Origin of the sequence: Flavobacterium labens (genome assembly GCF_048286755.1) — a bacterium.
Taxonomy (GTDB): Bacteria; Bacteroidota; Bacteroidia; order Flavobacteriales; family Flavobacteriaceae; genus Flavobacterium.
In genome coordinates, this window is sequence record NZ_JBLVPL010000001.1 from 322,818 (window position 1) to 347,002 (window position 24,185).

The 24,185-nt window shown below is 32.9% G+C and carries 14 protein-coding genes and 1 tRNA gene; all 15 read right to left on the minus strand.

The window, feature by feature from the left end:
• Positions 1 to 12: 12 nt before the first annotated feature.
• The 15 genes from ACNQF8_RS01365 to murG all read right to left on the minus strand — a co-directional run bounded on the left by ACNQF8_RS01365 (position 13) and on the right by murG (position 24,160).
• Positions 13 to 909, minus strand: coding sequence for a carbohydrate kinase family protein (locus ACNQF8_RS01365; protein WP_417952765.1), 897 nt, complete (start codon positions 907 to 909; stop codon positions 13 to 15).
• Positions 910 to 1,217: 308 nt separating this feature from the next.
• On the minus strand, positions 1,218 to 2,726 hold the full coding sequence (locus ACNQF8_RS01370) for a DUF4960 domain-containing protein (RefSeq protein ID WP_417950491.1): 1,509 nt from the start codon (positions 2,724 to 2,726) through the stop codon (positions 1,218 to 1,220).
• A gap of 239 nt (positions 2,727 to 2,965) precedes the next feature.
• Positions 2,966 to 4,705 carry a RagB/SusD family nutrient uptake outer membrane protein gene (locus ACNQF8_RS01375; RefSeq protein WP_417950492.1) on the minus strand — a complete coding sequence of 580 codons (1,740 nt, stop codon included), beginning with the start codon at positions 4,703 to 4,705 and terminating at the stop codon, positions 2,966 to 2,968.
• 9 nt (positions 4,706 to 4,714) lie between these two features.
• Entirely contained in the window at positions 4,715 to 7,864 is a 3,150-nt protein-coding gene (locus ACNQF8_RS01380; protein ID WP_417952766.1) for a SusC/RagA family TonB-linked outer membrane protein, read from the minus strand.
• Between the two features lie 12 nt (positions 7,865 to 7,876).
• Positions 7,877 to 9,475, minus strand: a complete 1,599-nt coding sequence (locus ACNQF8_RS01385; RefSeq protein WP_417952767.1) for a glycoside hydrolase family 32 protein — start codon at positions 9,473 to 9,475, stop codon at positions 7,877 to 7,879.
• Between the two features lie 9 nt (positions 9,476 to 9,484).
• Positions 9,485 to 10,801, minus strand: a complete 1,317-nt coding sequence (locus ACNQF8_RS01390) for a sugar porter family MFS transporter (RefSeq protein WP_417952768.1) — start codon at positions 10,799 to 10,801, stop codon at positions 9,485 to 9,487.
• Positions 10,802 to 11,550: 749 nt separating this feature from the next.
• Positions 11,551 to 13,092 (minus strand): glycoside hydrolase domain-containing protein, encoded by a 1,542-nt coding sequence (locus tag ACNQF8_RS01395; protein WP_417952769.1) that lies wholly within the window; start codon positions 13,090 to 13,092, stop codon positions 11,551 to 11,553.
• A 407-nt stretch (positions 13,093 to 13,499) separates the two neighbouring features.
• Entirely contained in the window at positions 13,500 to 16,223 is a 2,724-nt protein-coding gene (locus ACNQF8_RS01400) for a hybrid sensor histidine kinase/response regulator transcription factor (protein ID WP_417950497.1), read from the minus strand.
• Positions 16,224 to 16,726: 503 nt separating this feature from the next.
• A tRNA-Arg gene (locus ACNQF8_RS01405) sits at positions 16,727 to 16,800 on the minus strand.
• Positions 16,801 to 16,871: 71 nt separating this feature from the next.
• Positions 16,872 to 17,321, minus strand: coding sequence for a GatB/YqeY domain-containing protein (locus tag ACNQF8_RS01410; protein ID WP_417950498.1), 450 nt, complete (start codon positions 17,319 to 17,321; stop codon positions 16,872 to 16,874).
• A 273-nt stretch (positions 17,322 to 17,594) separates the two neighbouring features.
• Positions 17,595 to 19,529: a cell division protein FtsZ gene (gene ftsZ / locus ACNQF8_RS01415; protein ID WP_417950499.1), complete on the minus strand. Its 1,935-nt coding sequence runs from the start codon at positions 19,527 to 19,529 to the stop codon at positions 17,595 to 17,597.
• 54 nt (positions 19,530 to 19,583) lie between these two features.
• The gene (gene ftsA / locus ACNQF8_RS01420) at positions 19,584 to 20,969 is read right to left on the minus strand and encodes a cell division protein FtsA (protein WP_417950500.1); all 1,386 of its coding nucleotides are present in this window, start codon (positions 20,967 to 20,969) and stop codon (positions 19,584 to 19,586) included.
• A 6-nt stretch (positions 20,970 to 20,975) separates the two neighbouring features.
• Positions 20,976 to 21,698: a cell division protein FtsQ/DivIB gene (locus ACNQF8_RS01425; protein WP_417950501.1), complete on the minus strand. Its 723-nt coding sequence runs from the start codon at positions 21,696 to 21,698 to the stop codon at positions 20,976 to 20,978.
• A complete protein-coding gene (murC, locus tag ACNQF8_RS01430) occupies positions 21,685 to 23,034 on the minus strand; it encodes a UDP-N-acetylmuramate--L-alanine ligase (protein WP_417950502.1) in 1,350 nt (449 codons plus the stop codon). The genes ACNQF8_RS01425 and murC overlap by 14 nt, the downstream gene beginning before the upstream one ends.
• A 37-nt stretch (positions 23,035 to 23,071) precedes the next feature.
• Positions 23,072 to 24,160 carry an undecaprenyldiphospho-muramoylpentapeptide beta-N-acetylglucosaminyltransferase gene (gene murG / locus ACNQF8_RS01435; protein WP_417952770.1) on the minus strand — a complete coding sequence of 363 codons (1,089 nt, stop codon included), beginning with the start codon at positions 24,158 to 24,160 and terminating at the stop codon, positions 23,072 to 23,074.
• Positions 24,161 to 24,185: the final 25 nt, after the last annotated feature.

Consider the following 24,185-nt stretch of genomic DNA (forward strand, 5'->3'; position numbering starts at 1 on the left):
AGTAGTATTATATTAAATCATCATAAATTTTTTAATATCCTTTTCACTAATCATAGGATTAGCACCTTCTTGACCTGCTACTAATGCTCCTACCGCACAGGCATAATTTAATGCCTTTTGTGGTGATTTCCCTCTAAGTAGTCGAATAAGAAGAGAAGCTAAAAAAGAATCTCCTGCACCTACTGTATCTACTACTTTTACAAAATAACCACTATTGTAATAAAATTTATCATTATAATATAAAACCGCACCAAATTCTCCTTTAGTTACACAAACCTGTTTTGTATTTGTTTTCTCAGCAATGAATTTAATATTTTGTTCAAATGAATTATATGGGGACCCCAATTCTCTACTTATTTCGCGCAATTCTTCATCATTCAACTTAATAAAATCAGCTTTTTGCATCAGATTATTTAATATCTCTGTTGTATAGTATGGAGCTCTTAAATTCGCATCCAAAACCTTATATTTAGCTTTGTCCAAAAGATTTAATAAAGTGATTCTAGACACTTCGTCTCTGCATATCAAACTTCCAAACACAAAAACATCTGCTTCAGAAATCACTTTATTCATTATTTCAGTTTCTAAAATTTTATCCCAAGCAGAAGGATATAATATATCATAGGAAGCATTTCCCTTTTCGTTTATCATTACGTTTACTGCGCCCGTTTTATATTCTTTAGTTACTTGAATTAAATCAGTAGTGATTTCTTGACTGCTCAAAAAAGATAAAATATCTTCTCCGTTTTCATCCTCACCTACACGACTTATCATTGCCGTTTCTACCCCAAGGGAATTCATGCGTAAAGCCACATTCAATGGAGCTCCTCCAATTTTTTTATGTTTTGGGAAAATATCCCATAAAACTTCCCCAAAACATACAGCACTTAAAGTGTATTTTGTATTCATAATTATAAAATTTAAAAATTGAGGATAAACAAAAGTCTACCCTCAATTTAATTTAAACACTACTTAAAACAAATTTATTTATTAAACACATTATTAAAACTCGCAATCATGTCATTAGAAATACTATTATCTATAGCTTTCTAATATTTATTTATCGTAACAAACAAAAGTTATTAATTACGAATTGTTAAGTTCTCACTTTTATAACTTTATATTTCATGAGTGATTTTTTCTTTTTTTAAAAATATTGCTATTAAATAATTTTAACAATGGCAGTGTATTAGAATACACTGCCATTAAATATGTTATTAGTTTGCAAGACCTAAATCTGCTAAATGGGTTAAAATATTTTTAGTAATTATCTTCATGTTATTACCATTAGGCTTACCTCCTACTTCCCAGTCCCAAGTTCCTCCTATCGCGCAAACTACAGTACCAGTTGTTCCTTTTGATGGCCATTCTACACCCCAAACTTCGTTACCTCCACAGTTACCCCAAAGAATTTTACCACCTACAGCAGCTTCAAAATTTGACCTTGTTTCATTCAATGTCGCGGCTTTCCATGGACCAAAATCCATATTATATTGAGCAACTCTATTCTTTTTTTGAGTACCAGCGGCTAAAGTCTCAAAATTTGTACCAATACAACCACCTGTACTTGAAGATACACCTGCAAAGTAAGGACTAGAAGTATCTGCTGTCCAACTACCACCCCAAGCACCACCTGTTAACCCGTCTTCATATCCTAAACCACCCCAAGCTTGATTAGGAACTCCATTACCATCCACTACACCAATATCATCTAAAATAAATACAGCAAAATTGCTTACAAGTATATTTCCATCTGCTTGATAATAGGTTTTAACTTTATTAATTAATTTATCGGCTAAATCTGAACACGCAGGACCATCTGCAGGTCCCTCGCCAATTATACAGTTAGCACCATTTTTAGGGAATTGGGCTACTCTATCTCCCCACCAGCCTCCATCATACTGAATCCAAATGGCATCATAAGTACTTAAATCTACTACACCATTTGCTACATCAGTAAACGAATGATAGCTAACTTCTGTTAATGGCCCTGCAATATTTGGAAACCATGCTGCCGCAGTTTCATCGTCATCTACTGTAAAATCTCCTCCATTGCAGGCATTCCATGCAGCTGGTGTGTTTTCTGCAGCAGCACCTAAAAATGCTATTTTTCTAATATTAAAACTCACAAGATATTTAATAATTCTAGAAGGTGAAATGACATTAGCAGTGTTAAAAGTGTTAATCTTAAAAGTATAATTTCCTTCAGCAACATTAGTAATAGTATAAGATGTGGCATTTCCAGGTAAATTTACCACTTGATCATTAATTTGTAGCTTTATACTTTTTAAACCAGTTTCTATCAGATCCCATGTAAGAATAACGTCTCTACCATTTTGTTCGGCCTTAAAGTTGCGAACAGCTTCTGGACCTTCCCTGCGTAAACTAACAGTTTCACCTAAAGAAAGATTACCATCAGCATCTTTTGTTTTTACTGTAAATGTATAATCCTTATTTACATCAATAATGCCATAGCTAAATGTTGTTGCCGCACTTTCAATGTTTGCAACACCATCGGTATGAATTACAACTATGCCACTTACATTTGAGGGATTTGTCCAAGTTAAAACAGCATCGTCACCTTTTAAAGCAACACTTAATCCGCTTACTTTTTGAGCAATAGTTGGCATTACTGCGCCCCAATCTATATCATCACATGATGAAGTTAGTGTTAATAAGATGCCGAACACTAAAAACATCGATATTCTTTTAATAATTTTAATCATGATTTTCTTATTTTAGTTGTTATTTTATAGTTAGTAAATCATCATTCGTTTGACAACTGCTTACCTCAATAAAAGGCTTAACAGAAGAACTGAGATAAAAATTTAATTTCATTTTTAGATTTCATAACTTCTTTTGATAATTATATGAATATGATTAATCCTTAGGTATCCAGAAGAAATTTTTTTAATTAATTTCTTCTGGAATTACCAAACTAACTCAAAAACTATAATCCTTTCAATTAATATCCAGGATTTTGTTTGTATAAACCTCCTGTAAAATCAATCTCTCTTTGAGGTATCGGATAATATTCATCTCTACCGGCAGTAAACTTAGCATTAGAAAGAAAATCTCTTTTAGTTTTCTCAACATTAAGGTAAGCATTTAAAACTGGCTCAGCTATACCCCATCTTACAAGATCAAAAAATCGAGGGCCTTCCATTCCAAACTCCAATCGTCTTTCAAACATTAGTGCTTTCATAGCATAATCTTTTGAAGAAAAAGAAGGGTATTGAGCAATTTTATAAACATCTGAAGCTCCTGCTGCCAATGGCATTGCTTTACTGGCTGCAGCTCTAGCTCTAACTTGATTAATTATTGGTAGTGCTTCAGTATATCTGTTTAATTGTATTAAAGCCTCCGCTTTAAATAATAACACATCTGCATATCTGATAAAATCAACATTTTTTGAAGTACCTATAAATGGTCCATTTTTCACATAACAGGAACAGTCTGGAGATTGCTGCTCTTTCATATTACCAAAGTATCCATAAACTCCTGGATCTCTAGCCCAACTCAATTTGTAGACCATATCTCCTGAAGTTTTCAAAGTGTTTTTATATTTAAATGGTCTTCCTGGAACACCAACAGTATGGTCAATTCTTGGGTCTAAAGTAACTCCGGCTGCTAGTGGAGCATCACCATTAGTAATTGTATTAAAAATATCTGAATTATTGAAAGTGTCTAATAATGGTAAGCCATTAGCATCAGTTCTAAATGCATTTACCATATTTTGGCTAGCCAAGTGAAAACCACAACATCCATAAAGAGGAGTTCCGTGAGGAGAATTTAACCCTGTAACAAAACTTACTCTTCCAGTGTTTGTACCATCATTAATAGAAAACTGAACAGCCCAAATAGATTCTGAACCATTATCATGACCATCTAAAAAATTATTTCCAAAGTCAGGCTCTAAACTTCCTGTCACTTTATCAGCATAATCTATTACTTTTTGTAATTTTGCTGCATCTATACTAGTTACTTGATGCGCATCATTTTGCTTATATGCTTGATATAAACTTAGTTTTGCTAAGTAAGCAGCTGCAGCATTTTTATCTGCTCTACCTACCTGATCCTGGCTCTGTTGTAAATTATCAAATGCAAAGAGCAAATCAGCTGCTATTTTGTCCCATAAAGCATCACTTGATAAATCATTTGATGTTTTTAAAATTTGTTCCTGCGAAAGATCTTCTGTGATATAAGGAACTTTATTAAACAATAACTTTAGCATAAAATGAGAATGCGCTCTTAAAAAACGCAATTCTGCTTGTCTCACTTTTTTTAATGGATAATCCGCATCTGGAATTGCATTAATAACCGACAATGCAAAATTAGCTCTAGAAATAGCTTTATAATGATTTGTCCAAGTTCTTGGTAACATCCAGTCACCATAATCTGCAATGGTAGTGTTGTATTGTTCGTATCGGTCAATTACATCAACATCGCCACGACCACCTCCACCTTTATAAGCATCATCAGATCGAACACTTCCATAAACCCATTGGTTTGTTATTGGGCCTACCATTTCGTCATTCCCAATTGCAGCATAGGCCGCATTTACAAGTGCTTCTGCATTTGCAGCAGTCGCCACATTTCCAGAAGACAACACACCTGTTGGTTCATAATCTAAAAAATCGGAGCTACATGATGTCAAGAATAAAATTGACAAACAAATGATAACTATATTATTATATTTCTTCATGATAATTAATTAAAAATTAAAGTTTATACCTAATGAGTAAGTAGTTGGTACTGGTATTCTATTAACATCTGTTCTCTCTGGGTCCTGTCCTATATATCCCTTTGGTGTAATCCAAAATAGATTTTCCCCTTGCGCATAGACTCTACAACTAGTAATGAATCCTGTTTTTTCAACTAATTTGTCTGCAAATGAATATCCAATTTGTACGTTTCTAAGTTTGAAATAGGAATTATTTCTTAAGATATAATCTGACATCTGTGTATCATTTTTTGCTAATGAAAGAGATGGTACCTCAGTATTTGTATTTGTTGGTGTCCAAGCATTCAATGTTCCTGGTCCTGCATTATCTCTTCCTTGAACAAAATTATTCCAAAAAACATAAGGATCAACCCCAACTCTCCCAGCTACGCCAGAACCAAAAATGGCAAAATCAATATTTTTATACGCTAAACTAATATTAATACCGTATTCTAATTTTGGAAGTGTTGAACCAATAAAAGTTCTGTCATCTGAATTTATAACACCATCACCGTTGATGTCTACAAATTTGATACCTCCCAGCCTAGCACCTACTTGAGTTGGAGATTCATTAATTTCAATTTGACTTTGGAATAATCCATCGGTTTTAAATCCAAAAACTTCAAACTGTGAATGACCAATTATCGAATTAGCTGCAGTTCCTGGATACGCTGCTCTTACCACTTCGGGCAAATCTGTGATTTTATTTTTAGTCGCACCAAAATTTGTAGTAACATTAAAAGACAATCCATTATCTAATTTATCTGCATATCCTACTGTAAGTTCCCAACCTTTATTTGCAGTCGAAGCACCATTTACAAAACGTTGCTGTCCTTCTCCAACAGTTGATGCAACTGGTGGTTTAATCAAAATTCCCTCTGTCTTTCTTGAGAAATAATCAAATGAACCTGATAATTTATCTCCGAAAAAACCAAAATCCAAACCTACGTTAACCTCTTTGGTAGTTTCCCATTTTAATCCTGAATTCGCTGCTTGTATAGACACAAATCCTGAAGGCAAGTTTCCGGTATTAGCTCCATTCAAATCATAAGCAGTACCTACGTTATAATAAATGTTGAAAAAATCTGGATTATAAACATTTTGATTTGGTCCGTATCTCGCTTCATATAAACCAAAACGAGCATTATCACCAATAGATTGATTTCCTACTTCTCCATAAGCAGCACGTAGTTTCAAGTTTGAAACTGCTTTTACATTTTGAAAGAATTCTTCATTATTTATCCTCCATCCTGCAGTAAGAGCTGGAAAAATACCGTATCTATTGTCTTGACCAAATCTTGATGAACCATCTCTACGAATAGTGAATGAAGCTAAATATCGGTCAGAAAACGAATAATTAAATTTACCAAACTGAGAAAGTAATCTACTACCAGTTGAAATTCCATTGTTTGTTCTAGCCCCAGTAGCTGCAGATAGTGTAAAATAAGATTCTGATTCAACCGCAAATCCCTCAGCACGAGCATACAACGTATTCAAATCCGTTTTGGTTGATTCAGTTCCTATTAGGATTCCAAATTTATGCTCACCTACATTAAGGTTATAATTTAAAGTATTTGAAATTGTTAAACTAGAATATTTATTGGTATCAAAAGCTAAACTATTATTACCTCTATTAACAAATCCATTTTTTACGATTGGTTCAATGTCTTTTCTACTGAAATCATTAAAATCCATACCAATACTGTTTCTAAACGTTAACCCTTTCAAAATGTCAATTTCAGTAAAAACATTACCGTACAAAGCCATTTTTTTGCTATTATCCCATCTGTTCAAATATTGCATTAGTAAAGGGTTGTTTCTATCTGAATAACCAGAACCCAATGGGCCAGCATATTCGCCAGATGCAGTGTAAACTGGAATCGTTGGGGCAAGAGTTATAGCTAAACCTGGTGTTGGAGCGCCTCCAACGTCATTAGCGGCATTTCTTTCGCTTGATTGTGTAAATTGAGAATTCACACCAAATCTTACCTTATCGTTAAACAACTTGAAATTGGCATTAAGTCTTGCAGAATATCTCTCATAATTAGTAAATTTTAGCATCCCAGAATTATCTAAATATCCCATATTCAATACTGCATTTGCTTTATCAGATCCACCAGATACAGATAAATCATTATTGATAAGAAGTCCTGTTTGGTATACAGTATTCTGCCAATCAGTATCTCCTGAAGGAACATTAGTATCTCCACCTACATATGGTTTTACACTTACACTATTCAATATTGGATTACTGAAATCATTATTCCAATCAAAATCATAGATTTCACCATATCCGCCAGACGGACTTGCTCCATCGTTAACAGAGGCTTGCCATAACACTTTTCCTCTATCTAGAGCATTAAGCATTTTGTATCGTTGTTTTTTCTCGGAAAGTACAGAAACGTTAGTACTATATGATACTTTAGTCACACCCCCTTTTGCAGCATTTTTGGTGGTAACAATGATTACCCCATTGGCAGCTCTAGAACCATAAATAGAGGAAGCCGATGCATCTTTTAAGACTTGAATAGATGCAATAGCACTAGGACTCAAACTAGCAAAAACCTCAGGTCTAGTTGTAGGAACCCCATCGATAACATACAATGGATCTGTATTACCAAGTGTACTTACCCCTCTAATTAATATTCTACTATTTGCCCCACTTGGATCTCCTGATTTCTCTATATTCAAACCGGCAACTCTTCCTTGCAAAGCTTGCATAGCATTTCCAGAACTCATGGTTTGCCCAGTAATAGGTTTCAGTTCAACTACCGTAACGGCACCGGTTAAATCGGCTTTTTTCTCTTTACCGTAACCCGTTACAACAACCTCTTGTAGTTTTAAGGATTCTGCTTTCAAAGCAATATTTAAAATAGTTTGTCCATTAAGTTTAACAGACTGAGATTCATATCCCGTAAAACTGAATACTAAGGTTGCATTTTTGTCTATATTGTTAATTGAAAACTGACCGTCAAGATCCGTAGTTGTTCCGACTTTAGTTCCAGAAACCAGTACTGATGCACCAGGAAGAGACATTCCGTCTTCGGAGGAAGTTACCACTCCTTTGACACCTATGTTTTGGGCCGATACAGAAAAAAACGACCCCATCAGGATTAAGTAAAGAATAATTTTGTGTTTCATAATTTAGTTAGTTTAGTTAAAATTTAGTTGGTTAATAATTAAGTTTTCAATGGTATAGTCCGTGTTGGCTTTAGAAACTGAAAAATATTCCATAGGTTTATCCGGGAAAAATATTTCAGTCATAACTGTTTTTCCATTGTTATAAAAAATTTCAATTGAGGTTTTATCAACGATTATCCTTACATCCATTTTATCAAAGTCACCCTTAAAAGGAGCCTTTGAAATGTTTTTTGCGAAAAGATTAGAAAAAGCTAATTTTCCAGATTTTGATCTATCAATAAAAAAGTAATTCTCCTTTTTATTGATTCCAAATTGAATTGTATTCTTAGCATCATTTGATAACGAAAAGGTGTAAACATCCTTTTTAAGATTTTTTAATGAAAAATGAATATCTAGTTTTGATAAATCGACTAATGTCTTATCTGCCAAAACTGTTTCCTTATCTATTTTAAGAGATTCTTTTTTAATAGTTTTAGCAATATAATTTTTTAATTCTTTTACGGGTTTAGAAGAAATAATATAGTGACCACCATCTTTAACAAGTACTAATTCTCTAGGTATAGTCATACTGCTTCTCCATGTTTCAGTTGGTACTTTTTGTGCATAATCCCAATTTGACATCCACCCTATAAACAATTTTCTACCATCAACCTCAGAAATATTAGCCCAAGTAACGCCTGCATAATTATCTCTTCCGTAGTCAATCCAAAGCCCTTTTTGTTGCTTTACATCTTTTGAAAAAGTTTCATCAATAGTGAATTTTTTTCCATCAAAATCACCTACGAAGTATTGTGTAGCTGAACCGCCATTAGGCCCTCCAGGATTAATGCTTGATAACATTACCCATTTATAATCATCAGTTCCCTCAACTAGCATAGGGAAAAAATCAGGGCATTCCCAAACACCCCCATGAGCTCCAATCTCTTTCCCGAATTCTGAAAGCATTGCCCATTCTTTTAAATTTTTAGAACCGTAAAGCATTGTTTTATCTCCTGCAGCAAGTATCATAATCCACTGTTGATGAATGGCATCCCAAGTCATTTTAGGATCTCTAAAATCTTTGATATTTGGATTTTCAATGATTGGATTCGCTTCATATTTCGTCCAAGTCAACCCTTCATTTAAGGAATAGGCAATACCTTGTGACTGATAATTGATCTCACCAGCTTTTTCTTTTTTCATATCATGATACGTAAACATCGCAACCATTGGAGGATTTTTTAAGCTCCCAAATCCTGAAGTATTTTTCACATCAACCACTGCACTTCCTGAAAAAATATATCCTTTTTCATCTGGATAAAGTGCGATGGGTTTTTCAACCCATGTTATAAGATCAGTACTGATAGCGTGACCCCAATGCATAGGTCCCCAAACATTTGAATCTGGATAATACTGGTAAAAAAGGTGGTAATATCCATTATAATAAAACATCCCATTTGGGTCATTCATCCATCCTTTTTTAGGAGTAAAATGAAAATTTGGTCTGTATAATTCTGATTCTGTATAGCTCTTCTTTTCTTCAAATAAAGATTGCTTACATCCAACTAAAACTACTGCACCTATGATGAAACACATAATCCTGAAAAATTCTTTTTTAATTATTGTCTTCATAACTATTATTTATTTAATTAATTTTTTACTTAATTCTTCCAATGAAATTCCTTTTGTTTCTGGCATCATAAAAGCGACAAACAAGAGTTGAAAAACCATCATTACTGCAAAAAACAGAAATACTACACCAGGTCCTACTGTAGAAAATAGATACGGAATTAATGATGGAATAATAGCTGCTAAAACCCAATGCGTAGTACTACCAAAGGATTGTCCTGATGCTCTAAGATGATTTGGGAAAATTTCTGAAATAAAAACCCAAATTACAGCACCTTGACCTATTGCATGTGCAGCAATGAATAAGAATAAGAAAACTGGAACAGCTATTCCTTCCCAATGAAAAAAGAAAGCCATTGCAACAAGTGAAAGTGATATAATATATCCTACAGAACCGATGTACATTAATACTTTACGCCCTAATTTATCGATTAAGAAAACTCCCAATAGTGTAAAAATTAAATTCACAACTCCTATTCCAATACTACTTAGTAACGCAGTACTTTCTCCAAGACCCGCTTCCTGAAATATTCTACTGGAATAATATAAAAAAGCATTAATCCCAGATAATTGATTGAAAAAAGCCATTAAAAAAGCCAATACCAAAGGGGTTCTGTATTTCTTTAAAAATATAGTATCGTTAGCTTTAGAAGCATCATTATTGTCTTTATCTAACTCTTCTTTTATTTTTTCATAGTCAGCTTCTTGCCCCATTAATTGCAAAACTTTTTTAGCTTCGTCATTCTTGAATTTAGATAATAACCATCTTGGGCTTTCAGGAATCAAAATCATTAATAAAAGATAAATTACAGATGGAATTGCTTGTACTCCCATCATCCATCTCCAAGAATTTTCACCTACATCATTTAAAAGATAATTAGATAAAAAAGCCATAAGAATCCCTAAAACAATATTGAATTGATAAAAAGCAACCAACTTGCCTCTATCTTTTGCAGGAGCAATTTCTGATATATATGCAGGTGCTGCAATGGTCGATGCTCCAACACCCAAACCTCCAATAAATCTAAATGCGGCAAACACAAATGGACTATTTGCAAATGCAGATCCAATTGCAGAAAACAAAAATAAAATCCCTATCCACAATAAGGTATTTTTTCTTCCTATCTTATTAGTGGGAATCCCTCCAAATATTGCCCCAAGTACAGTTCCCCATAATGCCATTCCCATAACAACTGTCCCGTGAAATGCATCCGAAGAATTCCAAAGAACTTGAAGCTTTTTATCTGCTCCAGAAATAACAACAGTATCGAAACCAAATAGGAAGCCTGCTAATGACGCAATCAAAGCCCAAACAACAATTTTTTTCATTATCAAAAAATATTAAATTAGATTGCTAAGATATCCGCATAAATTTCGATTTTATTTTGAGGATGTTACAATTTCATTTAATACTGTTTCACAATAACGAACTAATAACAAAATACTCATTATCATATAGTTACATATTAAAATAAACAAATAACTACTTCGTTGTAGTTCGATTATGTTACACATGTTACAATCATGTTACACGTATTTTTTTAAAAAAATAGATATTCAGGAATAAAAAAAAGTCACTTGATAAATTTTATTCGATTAATAAAATTTTAAATTTATTTTTACAGGAAGTTTAAAAATAATCGATAAAAAAAATGAATTTATTAAGCAATTCTACATTATGAAGTATTCTTAAGCTTTTAAGAAAAATTACACAGATGAAATGCAATGTGAACTCAAGATTCAGTAATGTTTTTATATCTGCGTATTGGAATTGCAACAAGAATAAGAAAACCTATATTAAAACAATTCCCAATGAATCTTATGCTCCGTTTTATTAAGCAAAAGGCATTCGATCCCAGATTCTCAATAGTTACATCCGGTGCGGAAAGCAGCAGAAATATTGCATTGAAATAAAGCCATAAAAAAACCATCAAAATTAGATTTTGATGGTTTTGATTTTAAGATTTCGCAGGTAAGAAAGTAAAAAATGAACAGAATTAATTTTAATTACTAAACCTGAACCTTTATAAAAACTAACGTTATAATAAAGATTAAAGTCATCCTTTTCTATACTCGCTTTATTTAAAAATTTTTAAGTCTGAAAAAGTGACTTCACCATTATCAGCAAAAATAGCCCACGGATTCTGATTCATTTTATAGATACGGTTTGTAAAAGCGATTTCGTCATTAATATATATCACACATACAGAATTTTCAGAAATGATTGTAATATCAAACTCTTTATTTGCCGGGACATTTAGCGGAAGCTGTGTTAGATTTAAGGAGGACGCATTTTTTATAACCTTATCTAATCTTAATTGATTTTTGGCTAAATCGAATACAATGGCAAATACTTCATTTCGTGTTCCACAGGCTCCTAATTCAAAACCAAATTGAGTGGATGATGTCGCTTTTATATGTGTTTTAATTTTAAATGCTCCAGTTTCTCTGTCAAACACTGAAAATGCTTTTTCAGTGCCATTAGCTTTCAACGTATAGGTCCCACCTTGTTTAACAGAACCAAAATCTATTACTGGATTCAATAGTTTATTAATAATAAATTTGTTATTTACACCCTCAGGGATAGATACACCAAAAGTTCCATCAGCATGCTGAATAAGACGGTGCACTACGAGTGATCCTGCCCAATCAAATTTATTAGAATCAATATCTTTATTTTTCGTAGGACACCATCCTGTTATATATCGATTGGTACCGTCTGTAACTGTTTTTCCAGCATAAAAGGCAATACCATCTAACTTATTATTTATAGGAGTAATCCAAGTATTTGATGTTAATGGACGGTATTTATAGTGTACCATTCTATCATCAATACTTGAGTAAATCAAATACTGATAATCACCCATCGTGAACACATCAGGGCATTCAGTTAAAAAGGTAGTTGTATCCTCATAAAACGGCTTTTCCAAAGTCCAATCTCTCAAGTTGGAAGAACTGTATTGAGCGATTACTGCTCGCCATGGCACATTACTATTAGAAACTAAACCAACCTCAGAACGTGTTGCAATCAACATTTTATAAGTTCCCGAAATTTTATCTTTTATAATAATTGGATCTCTAAATTCATTACGATCGTATCCCCAAGAAGCCTGCAATAAAAAGGAAGGATCTTTGGTCCAATTTTTTAAATCCGTAGACGTTGCAAGCATAATTTTTTCTTTAGGATCAAGAACTCCGTTATGACCTGTATAGAAAGCGTAATAAATTCCATTCAATTTAAAAACGGATCCTGTACCCAATGCTCCATCCTGCTGATTCGCAGTTCCTGTAGGAATCATTTCGCTATTGTCTGCAAATGAAGCAAAATCAGTTGTAGTTACTTTATACCAAGGATGAAACGTAGGCAAGGTGTTTCTGGCATCATACAAATAGAAAATATGGAATTTTCCGTTTTCATAAAATGGCATAGGATCTCCTACCCAACCGGTAGTTGGTTTATAAAAAGTAGTATATTGATTTGCCGATTCAACAGCTGGCTGACAAGCTGGTGCAGTTGTTTCGGCACCTGGGTTTTCAGCTCCTGGTTTATCATCGCTACTGCAATTATAAAATAGTGCCACACAAAGTGGAAGACACAAAACCTTAAGATTTATTTTCATATTTAGTTAGTTTTAAGAGAACTATCAAATATCCTAAAGACATTAAAAACCCTCAGATTAAAAATTTTTATAAAAATGATTAATTAAAAAATGAAAAACCTCCGTATTATTTGATTAAATAATAATTAATCGTTCTCTGACTTTTTTACAGAGGTAATTTATAATCAATTAAAAAAATGAAATTGAATTACTAATATATTCGTAAAAATTTAGCTTTTATCTCGAGAATGTTTCTTTTTCATTCAATGCTTTTAAAAGTTATTAAAAAAACACTAATCACTTATATATAAAGTAATTACAACTAAAAAAAAGAGCAACTACTTCGTTGTAGTTGCTCTTATGTTACATAAAGTACAATTATGTTACGCTATTTTAATCAGAAAGAAAATGGGTGCATAGAAAACAATCTACTTTTTACTTTTATATTCTTTAGGTGTAACTCCAAATTTATTTTTAAAGGAAGTTGAAAAATAATTTGGTGAAGAGAAACCCACTGCATAGGCAATTTCTGAAATGTTTAATTCTGACTTTTTCAGCAGCTCCTTTGATTTATCTAATCGCATATTATTTATATGGTCACTGACACTAATTCCTAATATAGCTTTCACTTTTCGATACAATTGTACCCGAGAAATAGTTAAACTTCGCGCAAGATCTTCAACAGTGTAAGCAGAATTATCCAAGTTTTTTTCAATAAGATCATTCAACTTTTTTAGAAAATCTTGTTCAGAAACACCAAATTCGCCATCCTCAATATTTAAAATATTATTGGTATAATAAAATCGAAGTTTCTCTCTATTAAATAGCAATCCTTTTATAGATTGAGACAACACTTTTAAATTAAAAGGTTTTGTCAAAAATAAATCAGCGCCACTCTCTAATGCTTTTAAATAAGAATCCGGATCATCTGAGGCGGTCAAAATCAAAACTGGAATATGTGAAGTTCTAAGATCTTTCTTTAAAATTTGACATATTTCAAAACCGTTTTTTCCAGGTAAGTTCAAATCACAAATAATAACATCTGGTATTATTTCTAAAGATTGTTCAATAGCATCAAATCCATTAGAGGTATAAATATTATACTCTACAGACAATTTATTTGAAATAAAATCAGACAAATCCTTATTATCTTCGATATACAAAACAGAATATTTATCCTCATTAGTTTTGTACTCTGAACTTTGAATCACTTCTTCATCTAAATAATCTGTTTGATTAATTATTTCTAAAACCGGATTCTTTAGAATATTCTTTTCGTCAAGATGTGCTTTTCCTAACTGCAATGTTATTATAAATTCGGTCCCATTTTTAGAAACAATTTCTACTGTTCCCTTATGCAAATCAATAAAACTTTTTGACAAATGCAGCCCAACCCCTGAGCTATTTCTATAATTATTAGACCCTTGGTAAAAGGCATTAAAAACTTGATTTAATTCGTTTTCCGGGATTCCTATTCCTGAATCTTTAAATGAAATTTTAACTACATTATTAGTTTTATCTTCATTTATTTTTATTGTTATTTTTCCATTTTCTGGTGTGAATTTAAAAGCATTTGATAATAAATTAAAATAGACTTTATCCATTAAATTACGATCAATATATACCTCAAGTTCAGGATTATTTGACATCAAGGAAAAATCGATATTGAGTTTCTTTGCCTCTCTTTCAAAATCTACAATAATACTTTTTGAAAAATCTAATAAATTAGTACTTGAAGCTCTTAATATAAATTTTTTGTCTTCTACTTTTCTGTAATCCAATAATTGATTGATTAGTCGGAGCAACCTTCTAGAATTATTATACATCAAATTAATTTCTTTATTTACTGAACTCCCTTTGGTTTTGAGTTCACTGCCCAAAGATTCGACAGAACTTAAAATTAAAGTCAAAGGCGTTTTGAATTCATGAGATAAACCCATAAAAAAACTCAAACGAGCTTCATTACTTTGTTTTAATTCTTCTGAATACTTTTTAATTTCATTTCTTTGGCTTTTAATTTTTTTATTTCTCTCTTCTAATTCAATCTTTTTACGACTTATTGTTATTCGGGAATAAATACTGAAAAAAGCTAAACCTAGTGCCAATATAAATAGAAAAAATAAAAGTTTTAAAAGATTGCTCTGACCGGAATACTTCTCTTCTTGACTTTTTATAACGCCCTGTTGTTCCTCAATATCAAGTTGTTGCTTTGATATTTTATCAAATTGATTACTCATAATATCTGCATTGAGAGAATTTATCAATATGGTATTGAGTTTATTATTTTTGGGAACAATCTCTTGATTCGCTATTTTCATTGCCAATTTGATAGCTTCGCTTCCTCCCGTCGGATATAAAATGGTAGATTCCAGTATTCCGTCCTGAACAAGTTGAATCCCTCCAAATGGTCCATTAAGTCCATCGACCCCAATAAATTTTATTTTATTTTCTAGACCCTTTGATTTGGCAATTTTCCATGCATTATAAGCAATCAAATCATTAAAAGAATAGACATAATCTATATTTGGCAAACTGTCTAATAATTTACCAAAAGTTGATTTAGGATTCCCAAAGTCATTAGAGTCTGTAATAATAACTTTAATTCCAGGAAATTGCTTAACCATTTGTTGAAATCCTATACTTCTTTCAAGACCAGGGGATGTTTTTAAATCTGCATCAATTTCAACCACAGTAGCATGTCCGTTGGAAATTGAAGCAATATGCTTACCAGCTAATCGCCCAACTTCAATGTTATCTGCTCCTAAAAATGCGGTATAATTTGGAGTATTTGCCTTTCTATCCACCATAATTACTGGAATTCCTTTTTCTCTAGCTTTCTCTATTACTGGAACAATTGAGTCCGATTCAAAAGGAGAAACAATAATAACATCCACTTTATCAGCAATAAATCTTTCAAGATCATGAATTTGCTTTTTTGCACTACGATTAGCATTGTAAATGGTCAAGTTAACTTCTGGATGAAGCGAGGCCTCTACTTGCATACTATGATCCATTGTTTTTCTCCAAATATCATGATCAATACTTTGTGAAAATCCTATAGAAATTTTACTTTTATCTTTGTCTGATGAGTTACAAGAACTCTGTATTAAAACGAAACTTAAAAGCAGTATAAAAAAGATACTTCTTATCATAATGATTGGTTGGTTATAGTATATTATTAGCTAATTAATGCTAACAATTTAGTTTATAGTCAAAAGTAAAGAAATCGTCAACTATTTTAGATAGTATACCTAAATTAGGAATATGAAGAGGCTGAGTTGAAAATATTTTTTTTTAATGATATTCTCCAGTAATTTTAAAACAAATATAAAAAAAATCATATCATTAGTGTTTTAAAAACTATTTAAAAATATAACAAAAAAATGCAAATTAATTAAAGGAAAAGGAAATAGTTCCTCAATTGAGTTTTAAACCGGCAACAATTCCCTATTTTTCACAAATGACATTTAGACAAAATACATATTAAATACAGAATTTTAAATCAAAAAGATTCGGCTGTCTAAACACCTAAAGCTATTCATATCTAAAATCATTAATAAGCTATCATCTAGACCAATTTATTGAAGATCTTATTCTTTATTATATACAAAAAAGCCTGTAAAATATAAATTTTACAGGCTTTTACAATATTCAGTGGCCGCGACAGGGTTCGAACCTGCAACCCTCAGAGTCGAAATCTGATATTCTATCCAGTTGAACTACGCAGCCATTTGATTTTAGATTGCTGATTAACGATTTTAGATTTATGAACTAAAATCGTTAACCTTGAATCCAAAGATTTATGTCAATAATTTTTTAACTATTGTAGAAATAGTTTTTCCTTCGGCTGTTCCTCCTAATTGAGCTGCTGCTAATCCCATCACTTTTCCCATTGAAGCAATTCCTGATGCACCAGTTTCTGCAATAATTTTTGCAATCACTGCTTCTACTTCAGCTTCACTTAATTGTGCCGGTAAGAATTTTTCTATTACTGCAATTTGTGCTAATTCTGGTTCAGCTAAATCCAAACGGTTTTGCTCTGTAAAAATTCTAGCACTTTCCTTACGGGTTTTTACCAATCGCTGAAGTAATTTAACTTCATCGTCTTCCGTTATTTCTTCTTTTGATCCTGATGCTGTTTGCGCTAATAGGATTTCAGATTTAATAGCTCTTAAAGCTTCTAATGCAACTGTATCTTTGGCTCTCATGGCGTTTTTCATTTCGTCCATGATTTGTACTGATAAACTCATATTCTTTGTTGTTAATTTGGTTAATCGATTGCTTGTTGAATCGATTGTTGAAATGCTATTTTGAAAACGATTCTGTTCTGCCCCAGTCCCGAAGCTTCGTGAGTAGAAAAAACGTTTTTGATAAAAAGCTTGAAACGACAGCTGGATTAAGGCCCGACAAAATTAAAGAAATTTACTGTAATTAACAATAGATTGCTTTGTTGCTCAAAACGACAAAAAAATAACCCGAAAATTAAATGAATTTTCGGGCTACCTCATTTTGGTTTGAGTTAGTTAGTCTACATTGTCATGTAAATAAGAGTTGTTAGAACGCAACTGCAAATCGTTGTTGCTGTCTGTTCCCACAGAAATTCTCGAATTTGTATTATTGGCTTGATTGTTTGAGATGTCTATTCCCAATCTTTTGTAAGCCGGTTCTTTTTCATATTCATCAATTTTAGAAACATTATTATGAAACTTATAATTGAATTCTTTTAATTTTTTTCTTCTTTCATCAGCTCTCATTCTCAATGATTCCTCGATTGTCATTTCCATAGGAGAAATAGCATCAAAGTCAACAGGTGTATTTACTGATGTATCAACTTGTTTCATTGTGATGTTTAATTCTGCCGGAATAACAACTTCTGGAGTTTTAGCAACTGGCTTAGCCATGAAATCATGTTCTGGCTCCATATACTCTTCAAGAGAATATTTGATAATTCCATTATCACTCAATTCTGTTACTGGAACAAATTGAACTGCTTCGTTTACTTTGATATCACGAGTTTCACTTGTCAATTCAAACATTACTTTGTTTTCCTCAACTTGTGCTACCGGTTCTGCTTTAAAAAGTGGTAAATCAAAAGAGAAAGTCGTTTGCTCTTGTCTTTCGATAACTTTTGGCTGAACTGCTTTTACTTCTGCTACTGGAGATGAAATTGTAAAATCAATATCAGTAATAGGAGAAACAATTTCGAAAGTCACGTCTAAATTTTTAATAAACTCAGACATTACCATCAATTCTTCTTTATTAATAGTTGGTGACGTTACCACTGGTTCAGGAGCAACAACCGTATCTTCTAATAAATCAAAAACTATTCTTTCGTTTGAATTTGAAGCTGGTGATTCTGTATTTAAATCAAAAGCTGCAACCGTTTTATTACTTAGATTATGAACACTTCTTTGTTCATCTTCTAATGTGTGTATAATTTTTTTTGGCTCAGTATTTACGATTTCGTTTTGTTGTTCAATGTCAAAACCTGTAGCAATAATGGTAACTGCAATAGCATCCCCAAGTGATTCGTCTTCACCAACCCCCATGATAATATTTGCATTATGCCCTGCTTCAGCTTGAATATGATCATTGATTTCTCCAATTTCGTCAATTGTAATTTCATTAGTTCCAGAAACGATAAGCAACAATACGTTTTTGGCACCAGTAATTTTATTATCATTTAACAAAGGAGAATCTAAAGCAGCAACAATAGCTTCCTTAGCTCTATTTTCACCAGAAGAAACAGATGATCCCATAATAGCCGTTCCGCTGTTATACAATACTGTTTTAGCATCTCTTAAATCGATATTTTGAGTATAGTGATGCGTAATTACTTCGGCAATACCTCTTGAGGCTGTTGCCAAAACTTCATCAGCCTTTGAAAATCCTGCTTTGAAACCAAGATTCCCGTATACTTCTCTTAATTTATTATTATTGATAACAATTAAAGAGTCGACTTGTTTGCGTAATTTTTCAATACCAATTAACGCTTGTTCCTGACGTACTTTCCCTTCAAATAAGAAAGGTAATGTCACAATCCCTACAGTAAGAATGTCTCTTTCTTTAGCCAATTGTGCAATTACAGGTGCAGCTCCAGTTCCAGTTCCACCACCCATTCCGGCAGTAATGAATACCATTTTAGTATTTCTATCCAACATTTTTTCAATCTCGGAAATACTTTCAATAGCGGATTGCTGTCCTACATCTGGGTTAGCTCCAGCACCAAGTCCTTCAGTTAGATGTACTCCTAACTGAATTTTATTAGGCACAGAACTGCTCTGTAAGGCTTGAGAATCCGTATTACATACGATAAAATCTACGCCTTTAATTCCTTGTTTAAACATGTGATTTATAGCGTTACTTCCGCCTCCACCTACACCAATAACTTTTATTACATTTGATTGGTTCTTTGGTAAATCAAATGAAATACTTCCAAATTCTGAGTTGCTCATCATTTTATTTGGTTTTTGATATTTATTATTAATTATTGTGTTTTTCTGGGCACTGCCCTATTCTGCATTATCTAAGAAATCCTTAATCTTATCTACATAACGGTCAAAGAAATTTCTTTGTATCCTGTTTACCGTAGAATTATGTTTCTCATTTAAGTTTTGCTCCTCTTCTTCTTCCTCTTTCTCTACTATTTCATTCACTACCGGATTTTGAATTACTGGCTGCCTATATACCGGAGCTTTCGGTTGTTCTATAGCATCCATTCTTACCGCACTTTGTGTTTTATTCTCAATGCTTTTCATTACTAATCCAACTGCAGTTGCATACAAAGGACTTGAAATTTCCTCATCTGAATTTCCAGCTAAATGTTCGTTTGGATATCCAATTCTAGTATCCATCCCAGTAATATATTCCACTAACTGTTTGATGTGTTTCAATTGTGCACCACCACCAGTAAGTACTATTCCTGCAATTAATTTTTTACGAGGATCTTCGTGTCCATAGGCTTTCACTTCCGTGAATACTTGATCCACAATTTCCACAACACGTGCATGAATTATTTTAGATAGATTTTTTAAAGAAATCTCTTTTGGCTCTCTACCTCTTAATCCTGGAATAGAAACAATCTCGTTGTCTTTATTTTCTCCTGGCCAAGCTGATCCAAATTTCACTTTCAATAATTCAGCCTGCTTTTCAATGATAGAACATCCTTCTTTGATATCATCAGTAATTACATTTCCTCCAAAAGGAATTACCGCTGTGTGACGAATAATACCATCTTTGAAAATAGCCAAATCTGTTGTTCCACCACCGATATCGATAAGCGCAACTCCAGCTTCTTTTTCTTCCTGACTCAAAACGGCATCAGCCGAAGCCAATGGTTCTAATGTCAAGCCTGACAATTCTATTCCTGAACTTTGAATACATCTACCTACATTACGAATCGATGAAGCTTGCCCTACTACAACATGAAAACTAGACTCTAATCTTCCACCATACATTCCTATAGGTTCTTTGATTTCTGATTGTCCGTCAATTTTAAATTCTTGTGGCAAAACATGTATAATTTCTTCGCCAGGTAACATTGCCAATTTATTCACTTGGTCAATCAAAAGCTGAATATCGTTCCCTCCAATTACTTCTTCGGGATTGCTTCTGCTGATGTAATCTGTATGTTGAATACTACGGATGTGTTGTCCCGCAATTCCTACTACTACGTCTTTTATTTTATAGCCTGAATTATTTTCGGCTTCTTGAATCGCTTGCTGTATTGATTGTATGGTTTGAGTGATGTTATTTACAACGCCTCTAGCCACACCTAAACTTTTAGATTTACCTACACCTAAAATTTCTAGTTTCCCATACTCATTCTTCTTGCCTATCATGGCAACTATTTTAGTTGTCCCAATATCTAGACCTACTGCAATATTCTCTTTTTCCATTATCTATTATTTAGTGCAAACTACTTGTTCCGTAAATCGGAGGTCAATTTTTTTATATTTATACAACGAACTATCTAAAACCGCTTTTTGAAAAAAAGCTTTATAATTCCTGAATTTACGCTCCACATTTATCATTCTACCAAAATCAATTTGATATTCAAAATTTCTATTGAGCATTTTTAAGCTTCCATTAGGCATAATTTGAATTCCGATGATGTTTTTTTTCAAAAACGCATCGTCATAGATTAAGCGAAATAAATCGGATAAATCTTCGTTATTTTTTTTATTTATTCCCCCTGAAACAAGTGGAACTCTAGCTGTAAAATTAGTTGACAATGGCATTCTATTTCCTTCGTAATCAATATAAAAAGAACCGTTATTGTCAAAAACTCTAGCAATAGGAGTTTTTTGTTTCACCACTGCTTTTAACACACCATCAATACTCACAAATACATCTGATTTTTCAATCATTTCTTGTGTATCGAGAGTTGTTTCCAGTTTATTCAAATCTAAATTAACTTTTTGAATGCTTGATGCATCTTTTTTATTTTCTATTAACAATTTATTAACCGTTTCTTGCTTTACAAAAGGAGCGTTATCTCCTACAAAAATAACAACCGATTTAGTCAATTTTCTATTTTCATTACGATTTGACGTAAACGAAAACAGAAAAATTACCAACACAAACATCAGTATTAATCGAATATTTGTCCAATTAAAGAGTTTCATTTATCGCTTTTTTAATTGATGGTACTAATTCTCCAATATCTCCTGCTCCAATTGTTACAATAATAGCTGCATCACTTGCTAAAATTGTGGCAATCAAATCGTCTTTAGCTACTATTTTTTTATGACTATTAGTCATTTTATCCATCAGCCACTGTGAGTTTATTCCTTCCATTGGTAATTCACGGGCCGGATAAATATCCAGTAAAATTATATCATCAAAAGCCGATAAACTTTTGGCAAAATCATCAGCAAAATCTCTCGTTCTACTAAACAAATGAGGTTGAAAAATCGCCAAAACTTTTTGGTTTGGATACAATTCTCGAACCGCCTGATGCACTGCATTTATCTCCGTTGGATGATGTGCATAATCATCAATATAAACCTTAGCTTCTGTTTTAATCTGATAAGAAAATCTTCTTTTTATTCCCTTGAATGAAGTAATGGCTTTTGCAATGGCATCGGTTGGGGTGCCGAATAATTTTGCCATTGCGATAGCCATTAATGCATTCATTAAATTGTGTCTTCCTGGCAAGCCAAAATGCAAATCTTTGATTACTTCCGTAGGTGTTTGCACATCAAAAACATAGCTGCCATTTCCTATTCTAACGTTAAAAGCTTTGAAAACCGCATCTTCGTTTACAGCACAGGTAACACCTTCTAGTGGCAATTCTTTTGTTATAAAAAGATTGCTTTTATCTTCTATTTTCGAAGCAAATTCAAGAAAAGATTCTTCAATCGCTTCACTGGTTCCGTAAATATCCAAATGATCCGCATCCATAGAAGTTATGCAGGCAATATTAGGGTGCAAGTGCAAGAACGAACGATCAAATTCATCTGCTTCAACAACAGTTATTGTTTTTCCGCTTCCTATTAAATTCGAATTATAATTCTCAACAATTCCACCAATAAAAGCAGTAACATCAGCTCCACTTTCGTTCAAAATATGTCCTAAAATTCCTGATGTAGTTGTTTTTCCATGTGTTCCGGCAACTGCAAAACAAAAAGTATCTTTTGTAATTATCCCTAAAACTTCTGCGCGTTTTTTAACTTGAAAATCTCTCTCCAAGAAATAATTCCACTCTAAATGCGTCTTTGGAACTGCCGGTGTAATAATCACCAACGTATTTTCTAAGTAAAAATCTTTAGGAATCGCATCAATGCTGTCTTCAAAATGAATTGAAATTCCACTTGCTATTAATTCATTGGTAAGAGCCGATGGTGTTTTATCATAACCTGAGACGTTCTTGCCCAGGTTCTTGAAATAACGAGCCAAATTACTCATCCCAATGCCTCCGATTCCGATAAAATAGACGTTATGTATTTGATTTAAGTTCATTTTATTTTGAGTCTTTGGTATATTATCTTTTTTATTTCTATCTAATTAGCTTTACAATTTCATCAACAATTTGTTTTGTTGCTTCTGGCATGGCCAATAATTTTATATTTTCACTCAGCTGATTTTGCTTTCCTTGATCTTTCAGTAAGACTTCAAAAACAAGGCCGAATTCTGAATCAAGTTCGGATTCTTTCAACATTAAAGCTCCTTTTCTATCGACTATGGCTTGAGCATTTTTAGTTTGATGATCTTCGGCAACATTTGGGGACGGAATAAAAATTACTGGTTTACCCACAATGCACAACTCCGAAACAGATGAAGCACCAGCACGAGAAATAACAACATCTGCCGCAGCATACACTAAATCCATTCTTTCAATAAAAGCGACTACCTGAACATTTGTGGAATTATATTTTTTGTAATCTTCTAAATACAACTTTCCGCATTGCCAAATCACCTGAACATTTTGAGCAAGTATATTGACTAACTCTTTTTCGATTAATTGGTTTACTCTTCTCGCTCCAAGGCTTCCTCCAAGAACCAATAATGTTTTTTTATTTGAATCTAAATTAAAATATTGAATTGCTTCTTCTCTTTTGCTTTCAATGTCAATTAAATCCTGACGGACTGGGTTTCCAGTCAAAATCATTTTCTCTTTTGGGAAAAAGCGTTCCAGATTTTCATAAGCAACACAAATTTTATTCGCCTTTTTACTCAACAGTTTATTGGTAATTCCCGGAAAGGAATTTTGTTCCTGAATCACTGTTGGAATTCCTGCAATTGCGGCTACTTGTAGTAACGGGCCGCTTGCAAAACCTCCTGTTCCAATAACCACATCTGGCTTGAACTGTTTGATTATTGTTCTGGATTTTAATAAGCTTGAAAGCAACTTAACTGGAAAAAGAGCATTGTCAAATGTCAGTCTACGCTGTAATCCTGAAATCCAAAGTCCTTTAATATTATACCCTGCCTGAGGTACTTTTTGCATTTCCATTTTGTCTTTGGCACCTACGAAAAGAAATTCCGCATCAGGAAAACGAGATTTTAATTCATTTGCAATAGCAATTGCAGGATAGATATGTCCTCCCGTTCCGCCACCACTTAATATGAATTTATACTGTTTCATTGTTATTAATTTCTAATTTTCAAAA